General features: G+C 40.6%; 15 protein-coding genes, 1 tRNA gene and 2 rRNA genes (1 of these 18 running past the window's edge). 13 read left to right on the top strand and 5 right to left on the bottom strand.

The annotated features are described in order from the left end of the window. Positions 1–2,330, top strand: a 23S ribosomal RNA gene (locus ACPF7B_RS04990) (it extends 582 nt beyond the left edge of the window). A 181-nt stretch (positions 2,331–2,511) separates the two neighbouring features. Beyond that, positions 2,512–2,626, top strand: a 5S ribosomal RNA gene (gene rrf, locus ACPF7B_RS04985). Between the two features lie 146 nt (positions 2,627–2,772). Here rrf and ACPF7B_RS04980 read toward each other — a convergent pair. Both ACPF7B_RS04980 and ACPF7B_RS04975 read right to left on the bottom strand, forming a co-directional pair. Further along, positions 2,773–3,177: an Mth938-like domain-containing protein gene (locus ACPF7B_RS04980; protein WP_490504732.1), complete on the bottom strand. Its 405-nt coding sequence runs from the start codon at positions 3,175–3,177 to the stop codon at positions 2,773–2,775. Then, positions 3,170–4,012: an ATPase gene (locus tag ACPF7B_RS04975; protein WP_490504731.1), complete on the bottom strand. Its 843-nt coding sequence runs from the start codon at positions 4,010–4,012 to the stop codon at positions 3,170–3,172. The genes ACPF7B_RS04980 and ACPF7B_RS04975 overlap by 8 nt, the downstream gene beginning before the upstream one ends. A 309-nt stretch (positions 4,013–4,321) precedes the next feature. Between ACPF7B_RS04975 and artP the strand changes: the two genes are divergently transcribed. The 6 genes from artP (at position 4,322) to ACPF7B_RS04945 (ending at position 9,184) form a co-directional block, all read left to right on the top strand. Further along, positions 4,322–5,047: an arginine ABC transporter ATP-binding protein ArtP gene (gene artP / locus ACPF7B_RS04970; RefSeq protein WP_490504729.1), complete on the top strand. Its 726-nt coding sequence runs from the start codon at positions 4,322–4,324 to the stop codon at positions 5,045–5,047. A gap of 80 nt (positions 5,048–5,127) precedes the next feature. Beyond that, on the top strand, positions 5,128–5,868 hold the full coding sequence (locus ACPF7B_RS04965; RefSeq protein ID WP_490504728.1) for a lysine/arginine/ornithine ABC transporter substrate-binding protein: 741 nt from the start codon (positions 5,128–5,130) through the stop codon (positions 5,866–5,868). Between the two features lie 125 nt (positions 5,869–5,993). Then, on the top strand, positions 5,994–6,686 hold the full coding sequence (locus ACPF7B_RS04960; protein ID WP_490506501.1) for an ABC transporter permease subunit: 693 nt from the start codon (positions 5,994–5,996) through the stop codon (positions 6,684–6,686). Positions 6,687–6,698: 12 nt separating this feature from the next. Beyond that, the gene (gene artM, locus ACPF7B_RS04955; RefSeq protein WP_490504726.1) at positions 6,699–7,364 is read left to right on the top strand and encodes an arginine ABC transporter permease ArtM; all 666 of its coding nucleotides are present in this window, start codon (positions 6,699–6,701) and stop codon (positions 7,362–7,364) included. Positions 7,365–7,519: 155 nt separating this feature from the next. Continuing rightward, positions 7,520–7,924 carry a translesion error-prone DNA polymerase V autoproteolytic subunit gene (gene umuD / locus ACPF7B_RS04950; RefSeq protein WP_490504725.1) on the top strand — a complete coding sequence of 135 codons (405 nt, stop codon included), beginning with the start codon at positions 7,520–7,522 and terminating at the stop codon, positions 7,922–7,924. Continuing rightward, positions 7,925–9,184 (top strand): Y-family DNA polymerase, encoded by a 1,260-nt coding sequence (locus tag ACPF7B_RS04945; protein ID WP_490504723.1) that lies wholly within the window; start codon positions 7,925–7,927, stop codon positions 9,182–9,184. A 139-nt stretch (positions 9,185–9,323) separates the two neighbouring features. Here ACPF7B_RS04945 and ACPF7B_RS04940 read toward each other — a convergent pair. Further along, positions 9,324–9,408, bottom strand: a tRNA-Leu gene (locus tag ACPF7B_RS04940). Between the two features lie 74 nt (positions 9,409–9,482). Next, positions 9,483–10,262, bottom strand: coding sequence for an alpha/beta fold hydrolase (locus ACPF7B_RS04935; protein ID WP_490504721.1), 780 nt, complete (start codon positions 10,260–10,262; stop codon positions 9,483–9,485). Between the two features lie 206 nt (positions 10,263–10,468). Between ACPF7B_RS04935 and ACPF7B_RS04930 the strand changes: the two genes are divergently transcribed. Continuing rightward, on the top strand, positions 10,469–11,587 hold the full coding sequence (locus ACPF7B_RS04930; protein WP_490506500.1) for a mechanosensitive ion channel family protein: 1,119 nt from the start codon (positions 10,469–10,471) through the stop codon (positions 11,585–11,587). Positions 11,588–11,649: 62 nt separating this feature from the next. Here the strand turns inward: ACPF7B_RS04930 and hutC are convergent, their stop codons facing one another. Then, a complete protein-coding gene (hutC, locus tag ACPF7B_RS04925) occupies positions 11,650–12,357 on the bottom strand; it encodes a histidine utilization transcriptional repressor HutC (RefSeq protein ID WP_490504720.1) in 708 nt (235 codons plus the stop codon). A 343-nt stretch (positions 12,358–12,700) separates the two neighbouring features. Here hutC and hutU point away from each other — a divergent pair, with 343 nt between their 5' ends. The 4 genes from hutU to hutH all read left to right on the top strand — a co-directional run bounded on the left by hutU (position 12,701) and on the right by hutH (position 18,560). Continuing rightward, complete coding sequence (gene hutU, locus ACPF7B_RS04920) at positions 12,701–14,368, top strand: urocanate hydratase (protein WP_490504718.1); 1,668 nt, start codon at positions 12,701–12,703, stop codon at positions 14,366–14,368. 143 nt (positions 14,369–14,511) lie between these two features. Continuing rightward, entirely contained in the window at positions 14,512–15,765 is a 1,254-nt protein-coding gene (gene hutI / locus ACPF7B_RS04915; RefSeq protein ID WP_490504717.1) for an imidazolonepropionase, read from the top strand. Positions 15,766–15,824: 59 nt separating this feature from the next. Continuing rightward, positions 15,825–16,847 (top strand): formimidoylglutamase, encoded by a 1,023-nt coding sequence (gene hutG / locus ACPF7B_RS04910; RefSeq protein ID WP_490504716.1) that lies wholly within the window; start codon positions 15,825–15,827, stop codon positions 16,845–16,847. A 174-nt stretch (positions 16,848–17,021) separates the two neighbouring features. After that, the gene (gene hutH / locus ACPF7B_RS04905) at positions 17,022–18,560 is read left to right on the top strand and encodes a histidine ammonia-lyase (protein ID WP_490504715.1); all 1,539 of its coding nucleotides are present in this window, start codon (positions 17,022–17,024) and stop codon (positions 18,558–18,560) included. Positions 18,561–18,577 lie beyond the last annotated feature (17 nt).

Here is an 18,577-nt window from a genome sequence, read left to right as displayed (position 1 = left end):
GGGTCAACGACTTACATTCTGTGGCAAGCTTAACCGAATAGGGTAGGCGTAGGGAAACCGAGTCTTAATAGGGCGTATAGTCGCAGGGTGTAGACCCGAAACCAGGCGATCTACCCATGGCCAGGCTGAAAGTTAGGTAACACTGACTGGAGGGCCGAACCCACATCTGTTGCAATAGATGGGGATGAGCTGTGGGTCGGAGTGAAAGGCTAATCAAGCTTGGAGATAGCTGGTTCTCCCCGAAAGCTATTTAGGTAGCGCCTCATGTAATTTACTTCCGGGGGTAGAGCACTGTTTCGGCTAGGGGGTCATCCCGACTTACCAACCCGATGCAAACTCCGAATACCGGAAAGTATTATCATGGGAGACACACAGTGGGTGCTAACATCCATTGTGGAGAGGGAAACAACCCAGACCGCCAGCTAAGGTCCCTAAATTATCGCTCAGTGGTAAACGATGTGGGAAGGCATAGACAGCTAGGATGTTGGCTTAGAAGCAGCCATCATTTAAAGAAAGCGTAATAGCTCACTAGTCGAGTCGGCCTGCGCGGAAGATTTAGCGGGGCTAAAGCGATATACCGAAGCTGCGGATGTATATTATAGAATATATGTGGTAGGGGAGCGTTCTGTAAGCCTGTGAAGGTGGACTCGTAAGAGCTGCTGGAGGTATCAGAAGTGCGAATGTTGACATAAGTAACGTTAATGCGAGTGAAAGACTCGCACGCCGAAAGACCAAGGTTTCCTGTTCAACGTTAATCGGAGCAGGGTGAGTCGGCCCCTAAGACGAGGCAGAGATGCGTAGTCGATGGGAATCAGGTTAATATTCCTGAACTCTCGTATCATGCGATGGAGGGACGGAGAAAGCTAGACCAGCTGGTGATTGGTATGCCAGTGTAAGCAAGTAGGTAGAGATCTTAGGCAAATCCGGGATCTTAATACTGAGATGTGAATGCGAGGAGCTTACGAGCTCCGGAGTGGTTGATGCTATGCTTCCAAGAAAAGCTTCTAAGCAATAGTGATATGAGAACCGTACCCCAAACCGACACTGGTGGTTGGGATGAGAATTCTAAGGCGCTTGAGAGAACTCGGGTGAAGGAACTCGGCAAAATCGTACCGTAACTTCGGGAGAAGGTACACCTTCCTTGGTGAATGCTTTACGCAGTAAGCTGAGGAGGGTCGCAGTGAAAAGCTGGCTGCAACTGTTTATCAAAAACACAGGACTCTGCAAACACGAAAGTGGACGTATAGGGTCTGACGCCTGCCCGGTGCTGGAAGGTTAATTGATGGGGTTAGCGTAAGCGAAGCTCTTGATCGAAGCCCCAGTAAACGGCGGCCGTAACTATAACGGTCCTAAGGTAGCGAAATTCCTTGTCGGGTAAGTTCCGACCTGCACGAATGGCGCAATGACGGCCAGGCTGTCTCCACCCGAGACTCAGTGAAATTGAAATCGCCGTGAAGATGCGGTGTACCCGCGGCAAGACGGAAAGACCCCGTGAACCTTTACTATAGCTTTACAGTGGATTTTGAATCTTTTTGTGCAGGATAGGTGGGAGGCTTTGAAGCTAAGACGCTAGTTTTAGTGGAGCCATCCTTGAAATACCACCCTGAAAGATTTGGAATTCTAACTTAGGCCCATTATCTGGGCTAAGGACATTGTATGGTGGGTAGTTTGACTGGGGCGGTCTCCTCCGAAAGAGTAACGGAGGAGTACGAAGGTACCCTCAGCCCGGTCGGAAATCGGGCTATTGAGTGCAAAAGCAAAAGGGTGCTTGACTGCGAGACAGACACGTCGAGCAGGTACGAAAGTAGGTTTTAGTGATCCGGTGGTTCTGTATGGAAAGGCCATCGCTCAACGGATAAAAGGTACTCCGGGGATAACAGGCTGATTCCGCCCAAGAGTTCATATCGACGGCGGAGTTTGGCACCTCGATGTCGACTCATCACATCCTGGGGCTGTAGTCGGTCCCAAGGGTATGGCTGTTCGCCATTTAAAGTGGTACGCGAGTTGGGTTCAGAACGTCGTGAGACAGTTCGGTCCCTATCTGCCGTGGGCGTTGGAAATTTGAGAGGAGCTGCTTCTAGTACGAGAGGACCGAAGTGGACGTATCTCTGGTGTTCCGGTTGTCATGCCAATGGCATTGCCGGGTAGCTACATACGGACGGGATAACCGCTGAAAGCATCTAAGCGGGAAGCCTTCCTCAAGATTAGATTTCCCTAGGGGTTTAACCCCTCTAAAGGTCCGTCGAAGACTACGACGTTGATAGGTTGGGTGTGTAAGTGCAGTAATGCATTGAGCTTACCAATACTAATTGACCGTGAGGCTTGACCATATAATAGGTCTTAGACAATTGACTACGAGACATGAAAGCGTTTCCAAAGTTAATGTGAATACACAAACTTAAGTGCACAACAAAACAATCAACGCGAGATAAATCGCCATTGCTGTTACAACCAACTAATCAAATTTATTTGTGAGTGGAGTGAGTATCACTTCAAGCACACACCAGTTTTCCTGGAAACAATAGCGCTATGGAACCACCTGATCCCATCCCGAACTCAGAAGTGAAACGTAGCAGCGCCGATGGTAGTGTGGGAGTTCCCATGTGAGAGTAGGTCATTTCCAGGGCTTAATTTGAAAGCCCCTAGTTCATTGAACTAGGGGCTTTTTCATTGCTGCGTGGAATAATCATAACCAATCGAAAATAGGTAAGTCCGCGATTTTTAGGCCAATACAAATACCAACAATCCCCGCCGGAGATTGCTTTAATAAAACTATTGAGTAATTGGGAAGAATATTCCTAATGCATTACGATCTTCGGTTGCCAAAATTGAGAATGTACGGCAAAGTGCTTCTGTGGGCATCGTCTCAATTCCAATGCCTTTTTGATAGAAGAATGCACGCCATTTGGGTTCTAAAAATTGCATAGCATCGCCAGTACCAATTAAAATCACTGTTGGTTTACGTTTTACCCAATTTTGAAAATGCTCTTCCGTCAATTCTGAAAAGGCTGCAGGTAATAAGTTACTATCAGTTTCGATATTTTGATTTTGTAGAAGAATAGCGGTATTGTGCCATTCACTGTCATCATTTAATTTAAAATAGTTAGCTCTATAACTGCGTATATGTAAATTATCAGTTGTCTCGCGCTTCATTGTTGAGCCTATCTGTTCACGCATTTTTTTGCTCCTTAAGTAAGTTAAATAAGTCATCTTGATCTTTGATATGGTAGAGCGTTTCAGCATCAATCGTAATTCCATATCTTTCTGCAATCATTTCATATAGCCCAAGACGATGCTCAATTAATTTTGGAAATATCCAGCGAGTAAAGCGTGCTGGCGAAATCTGTTCTGCTGATTGAAGATTTTCAGTTTCTAGATATTCATCAATTTTTGGAATTAAAAAGTCTCGCTGATAATAGAGTGGTTTTGGATGTGTTTGAGCCCGTTCAATGACATAATTTTTTGCCGCTTCTGATGCTTTAATGTAGATAAGTAGTGATGATTCACCGATCAATTGCCAGCTCTCTTCATCTTGTAATTCACAGAAGCTTCCACTGGTATCTGTAATGAAATTTTCAAAGCCTAAGAGATTTTGGGATTTATCAATAAAATAAGGGAGATCTTTCACTGCTTTAATTTCAGCTAAACGATGATTTTCAAGTTTATTTAAAAACGTATTGAGATCAGTGCCACCTTCTTGCGGATTTCCTACCATACCGAGATAAGCTGATAAAGGAGCTAAATTATCAACGGTCAATTGTGATTTTACCGAAATGGCACCCTCACGGATCAGTTTCGCTAAAAGAGATTGTTTCATCGCTTCTTGAGTTAAGAAATCATGTATCTCTTCTTTTAGATGATGACTTCCAATTCGATAATCAATTGAATAGTGAAACCATGTGGATTTTGGGAGTTTTTTAGAAAGATGCGTTTTTCCTACACCACTCATTCCCATTAATGCGATTTTTTTCGAAGAACTATCAAAAAACTTTTCGATCAATGCTTTTTTCATAATTTTTGTAATTCTCTAGTTTAGGTATTGTTAGCACGATACAACTCATTACTAAGCTTACCAAAAAATAGCAAGATTTATAGTTCTATCTTTATCCGTCATTTATTTATGGCAATACTTATTGATATTGTCGTAACTTCTTGTCTCTATTGTTGATTGTTAAAAATGATACATCTTTGATGAAAAGGTTCAGCATAAAGTCAAAAAATACCGTAGAATAGGCAGGTTAAAAATTTTTCGATTATTGAAACTTGAATTTGTATTGTAATAATCGTGAGTACATATCTAGAGTAAAAGAGAAAGGATGACATGATTGAGCTTAAACACTTAAACTACTTTTATGGCGATACACAGGTTCTTTTTGATGTTTCAGTAAAAGCTGAAAAAGGGGAAGTTGTTGTATTGTTAGGCCCTAGTGGTGCAGGAAAAAGCTCTCTTCTACGCACATTAAACCTTTTAGAGCGTCCTGAAGAGGGAACGCTTGATATCGCAGACTTTCATTTTGATTTCTCTCAAAAAATTTCCGACAAAACGATTCGAGATCTACGTCAAAAAGTAGGTATGATTTTCCAACAATATCATTTATGGCCACATCGTACAGTGCTACAAAACCTTACTTATGCGCCTGTAAAGCTTGGGCAAATGAAACAGACCGATGCTCATAAACGGGGATTAGAAGCATTACAGTCGTTAAAGTTGGAAGGATTAGAAGATCGCTATCCATTAAAGTTATCAGGTGGTCAACAGCAGCGTGTGGCAATTGCTCGTGCATTAATGATGGATCCTGAAGTATTGCTTTTTGATGAACCAACCGCAGCACTTGATCCGGAAATTACCTCTCAAGTTGCGACAATTATCGAAGAACTTGCTAAGACTGGGATTACACAAATTGTGGTAACGCATGATGTCGATTTCGCAAAGCGTATCGCAACATATGTGATCTATATGGAGCGAGGTCGCGTTGTTGAAGAAGGAAAGGCCACAATATTTGAGTCACCAAAAACGGAAGAATTTAAACAATATCTTTCTCATTAATTCACGGTATACTGAAAACGGTTGATCTATTTTTAGGTATAAACCAACAAATTAAACAAATATTATAATGGAGTAGAGTTATGAAAAAGAAATTAGGGATTCTCTTACTTGCCGTGGGAGTATTTGCATCTTCAACAGCTGTTGCACAAGACAAATTAACAATTGGTACAAACCCTGCCTATCCTCCTTTTGAATATAAAGGTGAAGGTAATGAGTTGATTGGATTTGATATCGACTTAATGAATGCGGTGTGTAAAGAGATGAATAAAGAGTGTGTTTATTCAGAACAAGAGTTTGATGCATTGATCCCTAATTTACGTTTACGCCGTTATGATGCTGTGATTTCAGGTATGGATATTACTGAAGAGCGTGCAAAGCAATTAGCATTTAGTGATCCTTATTATCAAAACTACTCAATCTACATCACAACAAAAGATAAAGCCGAAAAAGCTGACAATATTGCCGATATGAAAATTGGTGTTTTATCAGGTTCAACTCATCAACAATATATCCGTGATGCTTTTAAAGGTTCTCAAGTTTCAGTTTATCCACAATATCCTTCTGCAATGAGTGATCTCGCTTTGGGGCGTGTTGATGTTGTCTTTGGGGATGGCGAAGTTGTGAATGATTACATCAAAGATAATGATAATTTTGTGGTAGTTGGTGAAAAAGTGACCGATCCAAAATATTTCGGTAATGGTCTTGGAATAGGTGTTGGTTTACGGAATAAAGAACTTTTAGAAGAGATCAATGCGGCATTAAAGACTGTGAAAGATAATGGTCAATATGATGAAATTTATAAAAAATGGTTTAACCAATAATTTTAAATAGGTAGTAAGGCAGAAAGCGATGGCGACCTCATCGCTTTTTGCTTGTAAAGAGAGGCAGAAGCGTGAGTGGTATAACCAATATTTGGGATATTTTTGCAAGTAGCTATTTCGAAGCGATGTTAGTTGCGGCAAAAACGACAATTTTATTAGCAATTGTTGCATTAGTATTAGGATTTTTATGGGCGAATATTTTTGCATTATTAGAGCTTAGCCGATGGAAAATTATTCGTTGGCCAATTACTTTTATTGTCTCAATTATTCGATCATTACCTGAGCTAATTGTTATCTTTTTAATTGGGCTTGGTATTCCGTATCTTTTTATGGAGTATGAAGCAAGCTTGCCTGATTTTATTTTAGATCCTTATTATGCATTATTGGATAATTACGGCGAATATCTCTTTTTCGGACTGGGTGCTTTTGCACTTTCATTAATTTATGCATCGTATGCATCACAGACTATCCGGGGTGCTTTATTAGCCGTGCCGAAAGAGCAGTGGAGTTCTGGAGCAGTGCTGGGGTTATCAAAGCCCGCAACCTTTTTCTATATTGTTATGCCGCAAATGTGGCGTCACGCTTTTCCAGGACTTAGTAATCAATGGTTAGTACTTCTTAAAGATACTGCATTAGTTTCATTGATAGGTGTTCATGAGCTGATGAAAGAGACGGATTATATTTATAGTGCGACTAATCATTTTATTTGGTATGCCATTGCAGCACTCATTTATCTAGTGATCTCGTTAATTAGTCAAAAAATACAAGATCTGCTCTATAACCGAATCACTATTTACGACCAAACACCGGCAAAGTAAGGAGACGAAACGATGTTAGATCATTTTCTATTTATTCTCGATGGCGTTCCTTTAAGCTTAGGTTTAACGGTTGCATCCCTTTTCTGTGGATTCCTCTTAGCGCTGTTTTTGACAGGCGTGATGACACTTTGGGAAAATCGATGGCCCGCAAAGATTGCTCGTGGTTTTATTATCTTCTTTACAGGCACACCTCTTCTTGTGCAGATTCTCTTATTTTATACAGGTCCTGGGCAAATTCATTTTATCCGTGATTCATTTTTATGGTCGATTTTTTCTCAAGCTTGGTTCTGTGCAATACTAGCTTTATCACTTAACTCAGCGGCATATACAGCACAGTTATTTTATGGTGCAGTTAAAAATATTTCTAAAAGCCAGTGGGAAGCATGTCTTGCATTGGGAATGAGCCGATTTGAAGCTATGAAGATCTTAATTCCTCTTGCACTCCGTCGTGCTTTACCTAGTTACTCTAATGAGATTGTATTGATATTTAAAAGCACTTCGCTAGTTCAAGGCATTACCTTGCTTGATATTATGGGAAGAGCACGAGAGCTTTCAGGGCAAACTTATGATTCAATCACCTACTATGCAATGGCAGGGCTAATTTATCTTGTTGTAAATGCTATTTTAATTTTGATTGCGAAGTTAATGGAGCGACGAGCGTTGGCTTTTGAAAATTAGTAAGTATATTTAGCGAATAATCGAAGCCATCCCAAGTTTTGAGGTGTAGTTCAAGTTGTGGATAGTTTTTTAATTCTGAGTAGGGATCAAATACTTAGTTGTTTTAAAATAGTATAATATGTATCGCTCTTGTGATTGCTGAGAAACAGTTTTTTATGACGGATTTAAAAAAAAGTATTCCATTACCTCTATTTAGTAGTAAAGTTGCGGCGGGTTTTCCATCGCCGGCGAATGACTATATTGAGAAATCGTTAGACCTAAATGAGCTTTGTATCGAGCACCCGGCAGCAACTTATTTTTTACGAGTGAGCGGTGATTCGATGATTGACATCGGAATATTTCCAGATGATATTTTGATTGTTGATCGTGCTCTAGAAGCGAAAGAGGGGGATATTGTCATTGCCGCTTACAATGGGGAGTTTACCGTTAAAAAATTGATTCTAAAGCCAACGCCACAATTGGTGGCAATGAATCCTAAATACGCCCCAATTTTGATTCATTCATTGGATGATTTTGAAATATTTGGGGTAGTGACGAAGTCAATTCGAAACTTTAAATAGATGAAATCGATCTTTGCATTAGTTGATTGTAATAATTTTTTTGCAAGCTGTGAGCGAATTTTCCGGCCTGATCTCAAAAATAAACCTATTGTAATTCTTTCAAATAATGATGGTTGTGTGATTGCTCGTAGTAGTGAAGCGAAGCAGCTTGGCGTTAAAATGGGGGAACCCTTTTTTAAAATACGGCGTTTTTTGGATGAGAAAGGTGTGACTGTTTTTTCATCTAATTATTCGCTTTATGGGGATATCTCGAATCGAGTGATGAAGATAATGGAATCAATAGTCCCGAAAATTGAAGTTTATTCTATTGACGAAGCCTTTGTCGATTTTTCTGGACTAGATCCACAACAGTCTTATGAACTTGCATCTTTAATAAAAGCACGTATAAAGCGAGAGGTTGGAATAGATGTTTGCATTGGTTACTCATCAACAAAAACACTTGCCAAACTTGCGAATTACGCTGCTAAAAAATATTCCAAAACGAAGGGTATTGTGGATTTAACTTCTGAAATCCGTCAAGTTCGCCTTTTGCAGATAACACCATTGTCAGAAGTATGGGGAATTGGCCGACGATTGTTGCAAGATTTGACATCCGATGGTTTTAAAACAGCTTGGGATCTTCAGCAAGCGGATCCTGTGCAAATAGGGCGTAGGTATTCAGTTGTTGTAGAACGAACGATTAAGGAATTATCTGGAATTTCGTGTCAGGAGATAGTATCGGAAGAACCAGCTCGACAGCAGATTATTTTTTCACGCGGATTTGGGCAGAAGGTGTCTTGCTATGAAGAGATGAAAGAGGTTATTGCTACTTATGCTGAAAAGGCGGCAGAGAAGTTACGTGAAAAGCAACTTTTTGTAAAGAATATTGCGCTTTTTATTCATACTAATCGTTTTAAGAATCCCGGTATCTATTACAATGAATCAAACTATTATCTTCAAGCGCCAACCAATGACTCACGTATAATTGTTCGAGGTGCTTTGGAGTCCTTAAATACTATTTGGGAAGAGAATAAAGAATACGTCAAAGCAGGAATCATTCTTCGAAATCTCAGTATTGGGGATTATCAGAAAGATCTCTTTCGAGAAAGTCAAACTGAGGAAAGTTTGAATTTAATGCAGACGATCGATCAGCTTAATCGACGCTTTGGGGCGGTTATAAACTTAGCATCTCAGGGCACAAGCCATCAATGGAAAATGCGCCGTGAAAAATTATCGCCTTCCTACACCACTTCATGGGATGACTTACCAATTGTGAAGTAGTCCGTAATGAATGAAAAAGGAAAAGATTGTTCGATCACTTTGTATTATTTTAGGTACTTTCGCAGAGTACCCTGTTAATGTCCCTTATAAAAAAGTAAAGCCTGTAACTTGTTGAAATTACAGGCTCTATAAAAAAGTTTGGTACCGAAGGAGAGACTCGAACTCTCACGCCTATTAAGCAGAGGATTTTGAATCCTCCGTGTCTACCATTCCACCACTCCGGCATAGGCAAGTATTCTAGAGCTTTTCCCATTGGTTTGTCAATTAAAATTTCCCTATATCGCGATTATGTGTACGACTAGTGACTTGGATTTTCATCTAGGAATTTATGAATCGCTTTAAGGACCAAGTTGGTCTTTTGTGCATGTACCCAATGACCAGCATCGGTAATAATAACGGCGCTCGCTTCAGGAAATTGAGTTTGGATTTGAGATTGATATTCTCGGAGAATATAAGGAGAATCGCCCCCGACGATAAAGAGGATTTTTCCATGCCACACAGGAATTTCTTCCCAGCCGGCGATTTCCATATATTCCTTATCGAGTACCGGTACATTAAAGAGCCATTCACCATTGCGGAAGGATTTAAGGAGAAATTGAATCACAAACTCGCCATCAATGTATTGGCGCATTACTTCAGCGGCTTCTTTTCGATCAGATACTCCAGAAACAGTAACTGCTTTGAGAGCCGCCAAAATTTCATCATGACGGCGATCGGAGTAGGCAACAGGTGCAACATCAATAATAATCAATTTGTCGATTTTTTGAGGGATGAGCTTTGTTACCGTCATCGCGATTTTTCCGCCCATTGAATGACCAATTAAAACGACTTTGTCGATATTGAGCTCCGTAAGTAATTGCACAATATCCTCTGCCATCACCTCGTAATTCATTATGTTGCTATGAAATGAATGACCATGATTTCGTACATCTACTTGAATCACTCGATATTGATCAAGTCCACGAGCAATCATGCCAAGGTTATTCATATCGCCAAACAGACCATGAATCAATAAAATAGGAATTGCCGATTTTGGTGATTCTGGCTCGACAATTTTGTAATTTAAAATGGATGGCATCCGATATCCTTTTAATATAAATCAATAATAATAACAATTATACAGAATTTGATAGTAGGTCGGCGAAGGAATGGCTCTTTTGAAAAGAATATCGATTACTTTACGGTGATTACTTTTTGTTGATATTAACTTGTAAATATTTATTAAAAGTTACAACTATATCGGTGCCGTGTACAATAATGCGATCTATTTGTAAGGAGTTTATGATGAAACAGGGTTTATTACTTAAATATGAGGTTGGTGTTGGGTTAATTCTTCTCTGCGTTATTTTATTGGCGATTTTTGGTTTTTTTGCAAAACGCCATAAATGGGGGCAGAAAGGGATGATTGCTCATATCATTCAAGCGGGAATTATGTGTTGCGCAGTAGTTTTAACTTCGCAATATCTTCAGATGGCAATTACCGATTTTCATGTTAAGTTTATTACCACACAAATGGTTAATTTCGGCATGATTATTTTAATTGCCTTAATTGTCCTGAGAACACTCTTCTTTTTGACTAATCGATTGGAGATGATTCAGGTAGAGAAGGGGGCAGATAAAACATCAGCCAAAATTATTACGCGAGTTTTTAAGATTATTATCTTTTTCGTTATTCTTATCCTTTTTGGTGAGCATTTTGGAATGAGCCTTTCAGGCTTACTCACTTTCGGCGGAATCGGTGGTATCGCGATTGGGATGGCGGGGAAAGATATTTTAAGTAACTTTTTCTCGGGAATTATGCTCTTTTTTGATCGCCCCTTTAATATTGGCGATTGGGTGAGTTCGCCCGATCGGCAAATTGAAGGAACCGTTGTTGAGATTGGTTGGCGTATTACGAAAATTATGACCTTTGATCATCGGCCACTTTACATTCCAAACTCTGTATTCTCCTCGATTAGTGTTGAAAACCCCGGAAGAATGACCAATCGTCGTATTAAAACGCAAATTGGTTTACGCTATCAAGATGCCGATAAAGTTGCAGATGTTGTAAATGATATTCGCACAATGCTTAAAAATAACCCGAAGATCGATACCAAGCAGACATTGCTTGTCTACTTTGATGAGTTTGCGGATTCATCGTTGAATATTTTAATCTACTGTTTTACTAAAACGGTTGTATGGGCAGAATGGCTTGAAGCACAACAAGAGGTGTACCTAAAAATGGTGGAGATCGTTCATCAACATGGTGCTGATTTTGCATTCCCTTCTCAAACCGTCTATCTCGATAATGATGAATCGCCAATTGATATTCGTATTGCACAAGCACAAAATACGGAAGCTTTAAAATCCTTACAAACACAAACACAACCACAAACACAAACGCAACCACTGAATCAACCATAATCGTAATATATATAGCAAGATTGAAAAGGGGATTGTGGGGTAAGGCAATCTTACCCCATAAATTAATTGACATAGTTGCGACTAAAGAAGTATTTATAACGAATTCCCGGTGCAACGAAATTGGAAACACTGATAATGTTGTGCTTATCCCATGTCCTGCGCGTGATGTAGAGGCAAGGCTCACCCTCGGCAATCTCTAATAATTGTGCGTGATGCTTTGAACAGGCGATGGCTTCAATGGCTTGCTCCATACGGCTTAATCCATGCTTTTCTAATAGATATCCCGTTGGTGTGATTTTAGAAAAATCTTGATGAATAAAATCCGGGACAAACTCAGGATTAATATAACGATTTTCTAAGATTAATGATAAACCATTTTCATAGTGAATAATTTGGCAGTAGTAGATATTTGATCCAGTAGGAATACCTAAACCAAGAGCTGTTGCTTCATCTGCGAGGATGCTTTTTTGAATGAGCACCTTTGCACTATATTGATGGTTGCGAGCTAAAACTTCTTTTTGAATATCCCCAATGTTTGCTGGGGATGTTGCCGATTTTTGTCCTGTTACAAATGTCCCTTTGCCAGCTGTGCGGGTAAGAACATTTTGTGATGTGAGATCACTAATTGCACGATTGACCGTCATACGACTGACACCAAATTTTTCCGCAAGTTCGAGCTCTGTGGGAATTTGTGCTCCCGCGGGGAATTCGCCCGAAGCGATACCATTAAGAAGATAGTTTTGAATACTCTTAAATTTGGGAATTGCCATTTTGATTGCTCCGACATAAATTTGGATTTTATGTTAAGGCGAAATGTCTATATTTTTGGAGTATTCATTCTATCATGCTATTACATTGAATCAATTAAAATTCTTCTTTAATTTAAAAACATGGCAGTAAGATAAAATAAAGAACTATATTTATTTCCTTATAATTCATTAGGTTATCTAATATATTGAGAATATATTTGAAAATTCCCTTGCAGCATTAAAAATTTCATGATTAATTAAGTCCATAAGCTTTAAATGTATATACATTTAAATTTTAAACAATAATAATAGAGAAATCGAGATCAGCTTTGGCTGTCAGATATAAAAAACAAAGGAGATAGATATGCCACATCGTACAGATAATAGTCGTGTTGTTCGTTCACCGCGAGGAAGTGATTTAACGTGTAAAAGTTGGCAAACAGAAGCGGTGTACCGTATGTTGCAAAATAATTTAGATCCTGAAGTTGCCGAGCATCCCAAAAGCCTTGTTGTCTACGGGGGTATTGGCCGTGCTGCTCGCGACTGGGAATGCTATGACAAGATTTTAGAAGTACTTAAAAACCTTGAAGATCATGAAACGCTTCTTGTGCAGTCAGGGAAACCAGTAGGGGTATTTGAAACACATAAAGATGCTCCGCGCGTGTTAATTGCAAACTCTAATATTGTTCCTCATTGGGCAACGTGGGAAAAATTTCATGAACTCGATAAAAAAGGGTTAATGATGTATGGGCAGATGACTGCAGGTTCATGGATTTATATCGGTTCTCAAGGAATTGTTCAGGGGACTTATGAGACTTTTGTGGCAGCTGCAAAGCAACATTTTGCGGGCGATACTTCAGGTCGATGGGTTCTTACGGGAGGCCTTGGTGGAATGGGAGGCGCTCAGCCGCTTGCAGCGACAATGGCAGGCTTTAATGTGATTGCCGTTGAGTGTGATGAAACTCGTATCGATTTCCGGTTAAAAACACGTTATGTTGATCGAAAGGCGACATCCTTAGATGAGGCGCTTCTAATGCTAGAAGAAGCAAAAAAAGAGGGAAAACCGGTTTCGATAGGTTTGTTAGGTAATGCAGCAGACATTTTTAGCGAATTAGTGGAGCGTAATATTACGCCAGATATTGTAACGGATCAAACGTCAGCTCATGACCCAATTAATGGTTACCTTCCATCGGGTTGGTCAATGGCTGAATGGTTAGAAAAGCGTACATTGAATCCAGCAGAAGTAGAGCGTGAAGCGCGTAAAAGTATGGCGAAACATGTTCGTGCAATGCTTACTTTACAAGAACGTGGTGCTGCAACATTTGATTATGGGAATAATATCCGTCAAATGGCTCTGGAAGAGGGCGTGGATAATGCTTTTGATTTCCCAGGATTTGTTCCCGCTTATATTCGTCCACTCTTTTGTGAAGGCACAGGACCATTTCGTTGGGTCGCACTTTCAGGTGATCCTGAAGATATTTATAAAACAGATCAAAAAGTGAAAGAGCTTATCCCGGATAATCCACATCTTCACAATTGGTTAGATATGGCACGTGAACGTATCGATTTTCAAGGTTTACCGGCGCGTATCTGTTGGGTTGGATTGAAAGATCGTCAACGACTAGGCTTAGCATTTAATGAAATGGTTCGTAATGGTGAGCTAAAAGCACCAATCGTTATTGGTCGTGATCACCTAGATTCAGGGTCTGTTGCAAGTCCAAATCGTGAAACAGAATCGATGCGTGATGGCTCAGATGCTGTTTCAGATTGGCCGTTACTCAATGCGCTACTGAATACAGCCGGCGGTGCAACGTGGGTATCGCTTCATCATGGTGGTGGTGTTGGTATTGGCTTCTCACAACATTCAGGTGTCGTCATTTTATGTGATGGTTCAGAAGATGCTGACAAGCGAGTTGCACGTGTACTCCGTAATGATCCGGCAACAGGTGTAATGCGTCATGCAGATGCCGGCTATGATATTGCGATTAATTGCGCGAAAGAGCAAGGCTTGAATTTACCAATGGTGAAGTAGTGAAATCAATCGTCGATTGATTTCTACTTAAAGAAGTAGAGATAAGAGCATCTAAGGTATTTTTAGTTGATGGGCGGAAGAGATTAGGTGCTCTTTTAGTCTCTTATAGAATTTGTCACTACAAGATTTGTATAGGGGAAATCATGAAGCAATCATTTGTTGTCACGAATGAAATGAACATTTGGAAAGGTGCAAGAATCGCCACAATGGATCCAAATCTAGTGAATGATTATGGTCTAGTTGAGGGGCATGATCTTATCACTCAAGATGATCAAATTATTGGTTTGTTACCAACGGGTTCTTATTTGGTGCCAGAAGATGCTAGCGTTTTTGATCTCTCTGGGTTGCTTATTACGCCAGGCTTTATTGATTGCCATACCCATATTGTTTTTGGTGGTAATCGTGCTAAAGAGTGGGAGATGCGTCAAAATGGTATTCCTTATACGCAAATTGCTGCCGAAGGCGGTGGAATTAATGCGACAGTTTCCGCAACTCGAAAGGCAAGTGAAATAGAGCTTTTTCAAAAAGCATTTCCACGAATGGTGGCGCTTGCGAATGATGGTGTGACCACCATAGAGTCAAAAACAGGTTATGGTCTTGATTTAGTTAATGAACGTAAACAGTTACTAGTTTCACAGAAATTGGGCGAAGAATATCCTATCGAAGTTGTTTCAACATTACTTTCCGCACATGCTGTTCCACCAGAATATCAAAGTAAGAGCGACCAATATGTCGATCAAATTTGTGAAGAGATTCTTCCAACGCTTTGGAATGAGAACCTTTTTGAAGCTGTTGATGTCTTTTGTGAATCTGTTGGATTTACACTTGAGCAGACAAAGCGTGTTTTTGATACAGCTAAGGCACTCAATATTCCGGTAAAAGGGCATATGGAACAAATGTCGAATCTGGGTGGTAGCGAGTTGATCGCACAGTATAATGGGCTTTCTGTTGACCATATTGAATTTTTAGATGAAACGGCGATCCAGGCGATTGCTAAATCCGGTACTGTCGCAACACTTTTACCGCTCGCATTCTATTTCCTTAGAGAAACTCAAAAACCGCCGATTGAATTACTTCGTCAGTATGATGTTCCGATGGCAATATCAACGGATTACAATCCCGGTACAAGTCCTTTTACTTCATTGCGTTTAGCGATGAATGCCGCTGTTGTGCTCTTTGGTTTGACGCCGAAAGAAGTGATGGCTGGCGTGACTCGAAATGCGGCAAAAGCGTTAGGGCGTGAAAACACTCATGGACAAATTCGCAGTGGTTTTGTGGCTAATCTTGCGATTTGGAATGTGAAAGATCCTGTTGAAATTTTTTATGAAATTGGTTACAACCCGCTTGTCTATCGAGTTTTTCAAGGGCAAATAACCTCTAATTCAAAATTATTATAATGTAGCGATCGATAGTATCGGAAAATCGGGTTAGCGCTGGCGTCTGACGAGGAGTAGATATGCAATTATGGCAAAAAACAGCAGATGATATTTGGCAAGGACGAGATGATTCGAGCGAAAGTCCTCTAGCAAAACGTCTTTTTCAAACGGTAATGGTTGCAGAGCAATTTAATCCGCAAAATTTCTCAAATCATGTCGCTCTTTTAGGCTTTGAATGTGATGAAGGTGTGCGTTTGAATAAAGGGCGCGTTGGAGCGAAAGATGCCCCTAATGCTATTCGGCGCGTATTAGCAAATATGGCAGAACATTCTGAGTCAGCATCACTAGTTGATTTTGGAAATATTGCCTATTCGGTAGGCTCGTTGGAATCGGCACAAGCTTTTTTTGCCGAGCATATTACAAAGTGTCAAAAAAATGGTTTACCTACCATCGTTCTCGGTGGCGGCCATGAAACCGCGTATGCGCATGGTAAAGGGATTTTTGATGCATATCCCCATAAAACAGTCGGTGTTATTAATTTTGATGCGCATTTAGATATTCGAAATGCCGTGAGTGCGACATCAGGAACGCCTTTTAAACAACTTTATGACGATGCGATGCAGCAAAATAAAGCCTTTCATTATCTCTGTATTGGTGCAAGTCTGCCGGGAAATACAGCCGCACTGATTGAGACTGCAAAAACAATAAATGCAGAGATTATTTGGGATAGCGAATGTTACCAAGAAAATTCACATGATTTAAAAAATAGAATTGCGCAGTTTATCGCTAAGGTCGATCTCATCTATCTTACGATTGATCTCGATGCGTTGCCTTCATCGGAAATGTTTGCTGTTTCGGCACCAAGTGCATATGGCGTTTCACTTCGGCAATATCTGCAATTTGCTGATTGGATTTTAGAGTCGAATAAGCTTGTAGCAGTCGATTTTGTCGAATATAACCCAAACCTTGATCGGGATCAGCTATCGGCAAAGAGTGCGGCTCGAATGGTATGGCACTTCTGTCATCAGCGACAAAAGCTTATTTTGGCTGTCAATCGACATTCGTTTAAGAAATCTATACAGCGTGATTGTCAAAGTAGATAACACCAAACAGTTATATCCTTCTTGAAATTAGTCATTATCTTGTTCAATTGACAAGTAATCCGGAAGGCTATCTCTAAATAGTGAAAAATCACGAGCGTTTAACATTTAAAATCACAACTTGTTAAAAAACAATTACAAAATTAAAGAAAATAGATCACCTATAAAGGAGTCATTATGAAGAGTATTAAAATTGATGGTAACCATTTAACCCTCGAAAATGTGGTCAATGTCGCACGAAATGGATTTACCGTCGAATTGACAGCGAGCGCGATTGAAGAGGTCGAAAAATCACGTCAATTTGTCGATCAATTAGTAGAATCGGGCGAAGCTGTTTACGGCATTACCACAGGCTTTGGTAACTTTAGTACCGTTCATATCTCTAAAGAGGAAGCGAAAGATCTGCAAAAGAATTTAATCATTAGCCACTCTTGCGGTATTGGCAACTGCTTTAGCCGTGAAGTGGTGCGGGCGATCATGTTACTGCGCATTAACAATCTTGCGAAGGGCTTCTCCGGCATTCGTTTAAGTACACTTCAGACCTTGATTGAGATGCTCAATAGAGGTGTTCATCCCAAAATTTATGAGAAGGGCTCTTTAGGTGCAAGTGGTGATCTGGTTCCGCTAGCGCATATGGTGCTGCCGATGATTGGTGAAGGGGAAGCTGAGTATGAAGGCGAGATGCTCTCCGGAATCGAAGCGATGAAACGTGCCGGCATTACACCGATCGAGCTTACCTCTAAAGAGGGATTAGCACTTATCAATGGCACACAGGTGATGACGGCAGTAGGTGCGTTAACGGTTTTCGATTCAATCACCCTTCTTAAAGCGAGTGATATTGCCACAAGCTTAACAATTGAAGCACTCAACGGCATTACCGATCCTTTTATCCCTGAATTGCATGCACTTCGTCCTCATCCAGGGCAGAAGCAGGTTGCAGCGAATCTCTTAACGCTCCTTGCCGGCAGTGAACGAACGACACATCAAGGGGATCTGCGCGTTCAAGATGCATACTCGCTTCGTTGTGCGCCCCAAATTCAGGGTGCAAGCCATGATGCACTTAACTATGTGCGTGAACGTGTTGAGATTGAGATCAACTCCGTCACCGACAATCCCATCATTCTGCGTGATAAAGGTATGGGAATCTCCGGCGGCCACTTCCACGGTCAACCAATGGCATTAGCATTCGATTTCTTAGGGATCGCACTTGCGGAGATCGCTAACGTCAGTGAGCGCCGTATAGAGCGTCTTGTTAATCCGGCACTCAATAATGATCTTCCGGCATTTTTAACCGAGCAGGGCGGATTACACTCCGGCTATATGATTGTGCAATATGCAGCGGCTTCCTTAGTCTCTGAAAATAAAGTTTTAGCACATCCGGCGAGTGTCGATTCGATTCCCTCATCCGCTAATCAGGAAGATCACGTCAGTATGGGAACCATTGCCGCACGTAAAGCACTCGATATCTATAAGAATGCAAAATCAGTGGTCGGCATGGAGATGATGCTCGCATGTCAAGCGATCGATCTTAATAAGAAAGATGCCGGTAAAGCGCTTGGAAAAGGGACAGATGTTGCTTATCACGCGGTTCGTGAGCAGGTCTCTGCATTAACTGAAGATCGTATTGCTTATGTTGATATGCATAAAGTGATCGATCTTATTAATGAGGATCTGATCAATTCTGTTGAATCCGCCCTAGGGTCAAAGCTAGGTTAATTCTTAGCCTTTTTCCT

Source organism: Ignatzschineria sp. 22MB058224, from assembly GCF_058188435.1.
The sequence above is the reverse complement of the archived record's forward strand: the minus strand, read 5'-3'. Positions and strand labels throughout refer to the sequence as shown.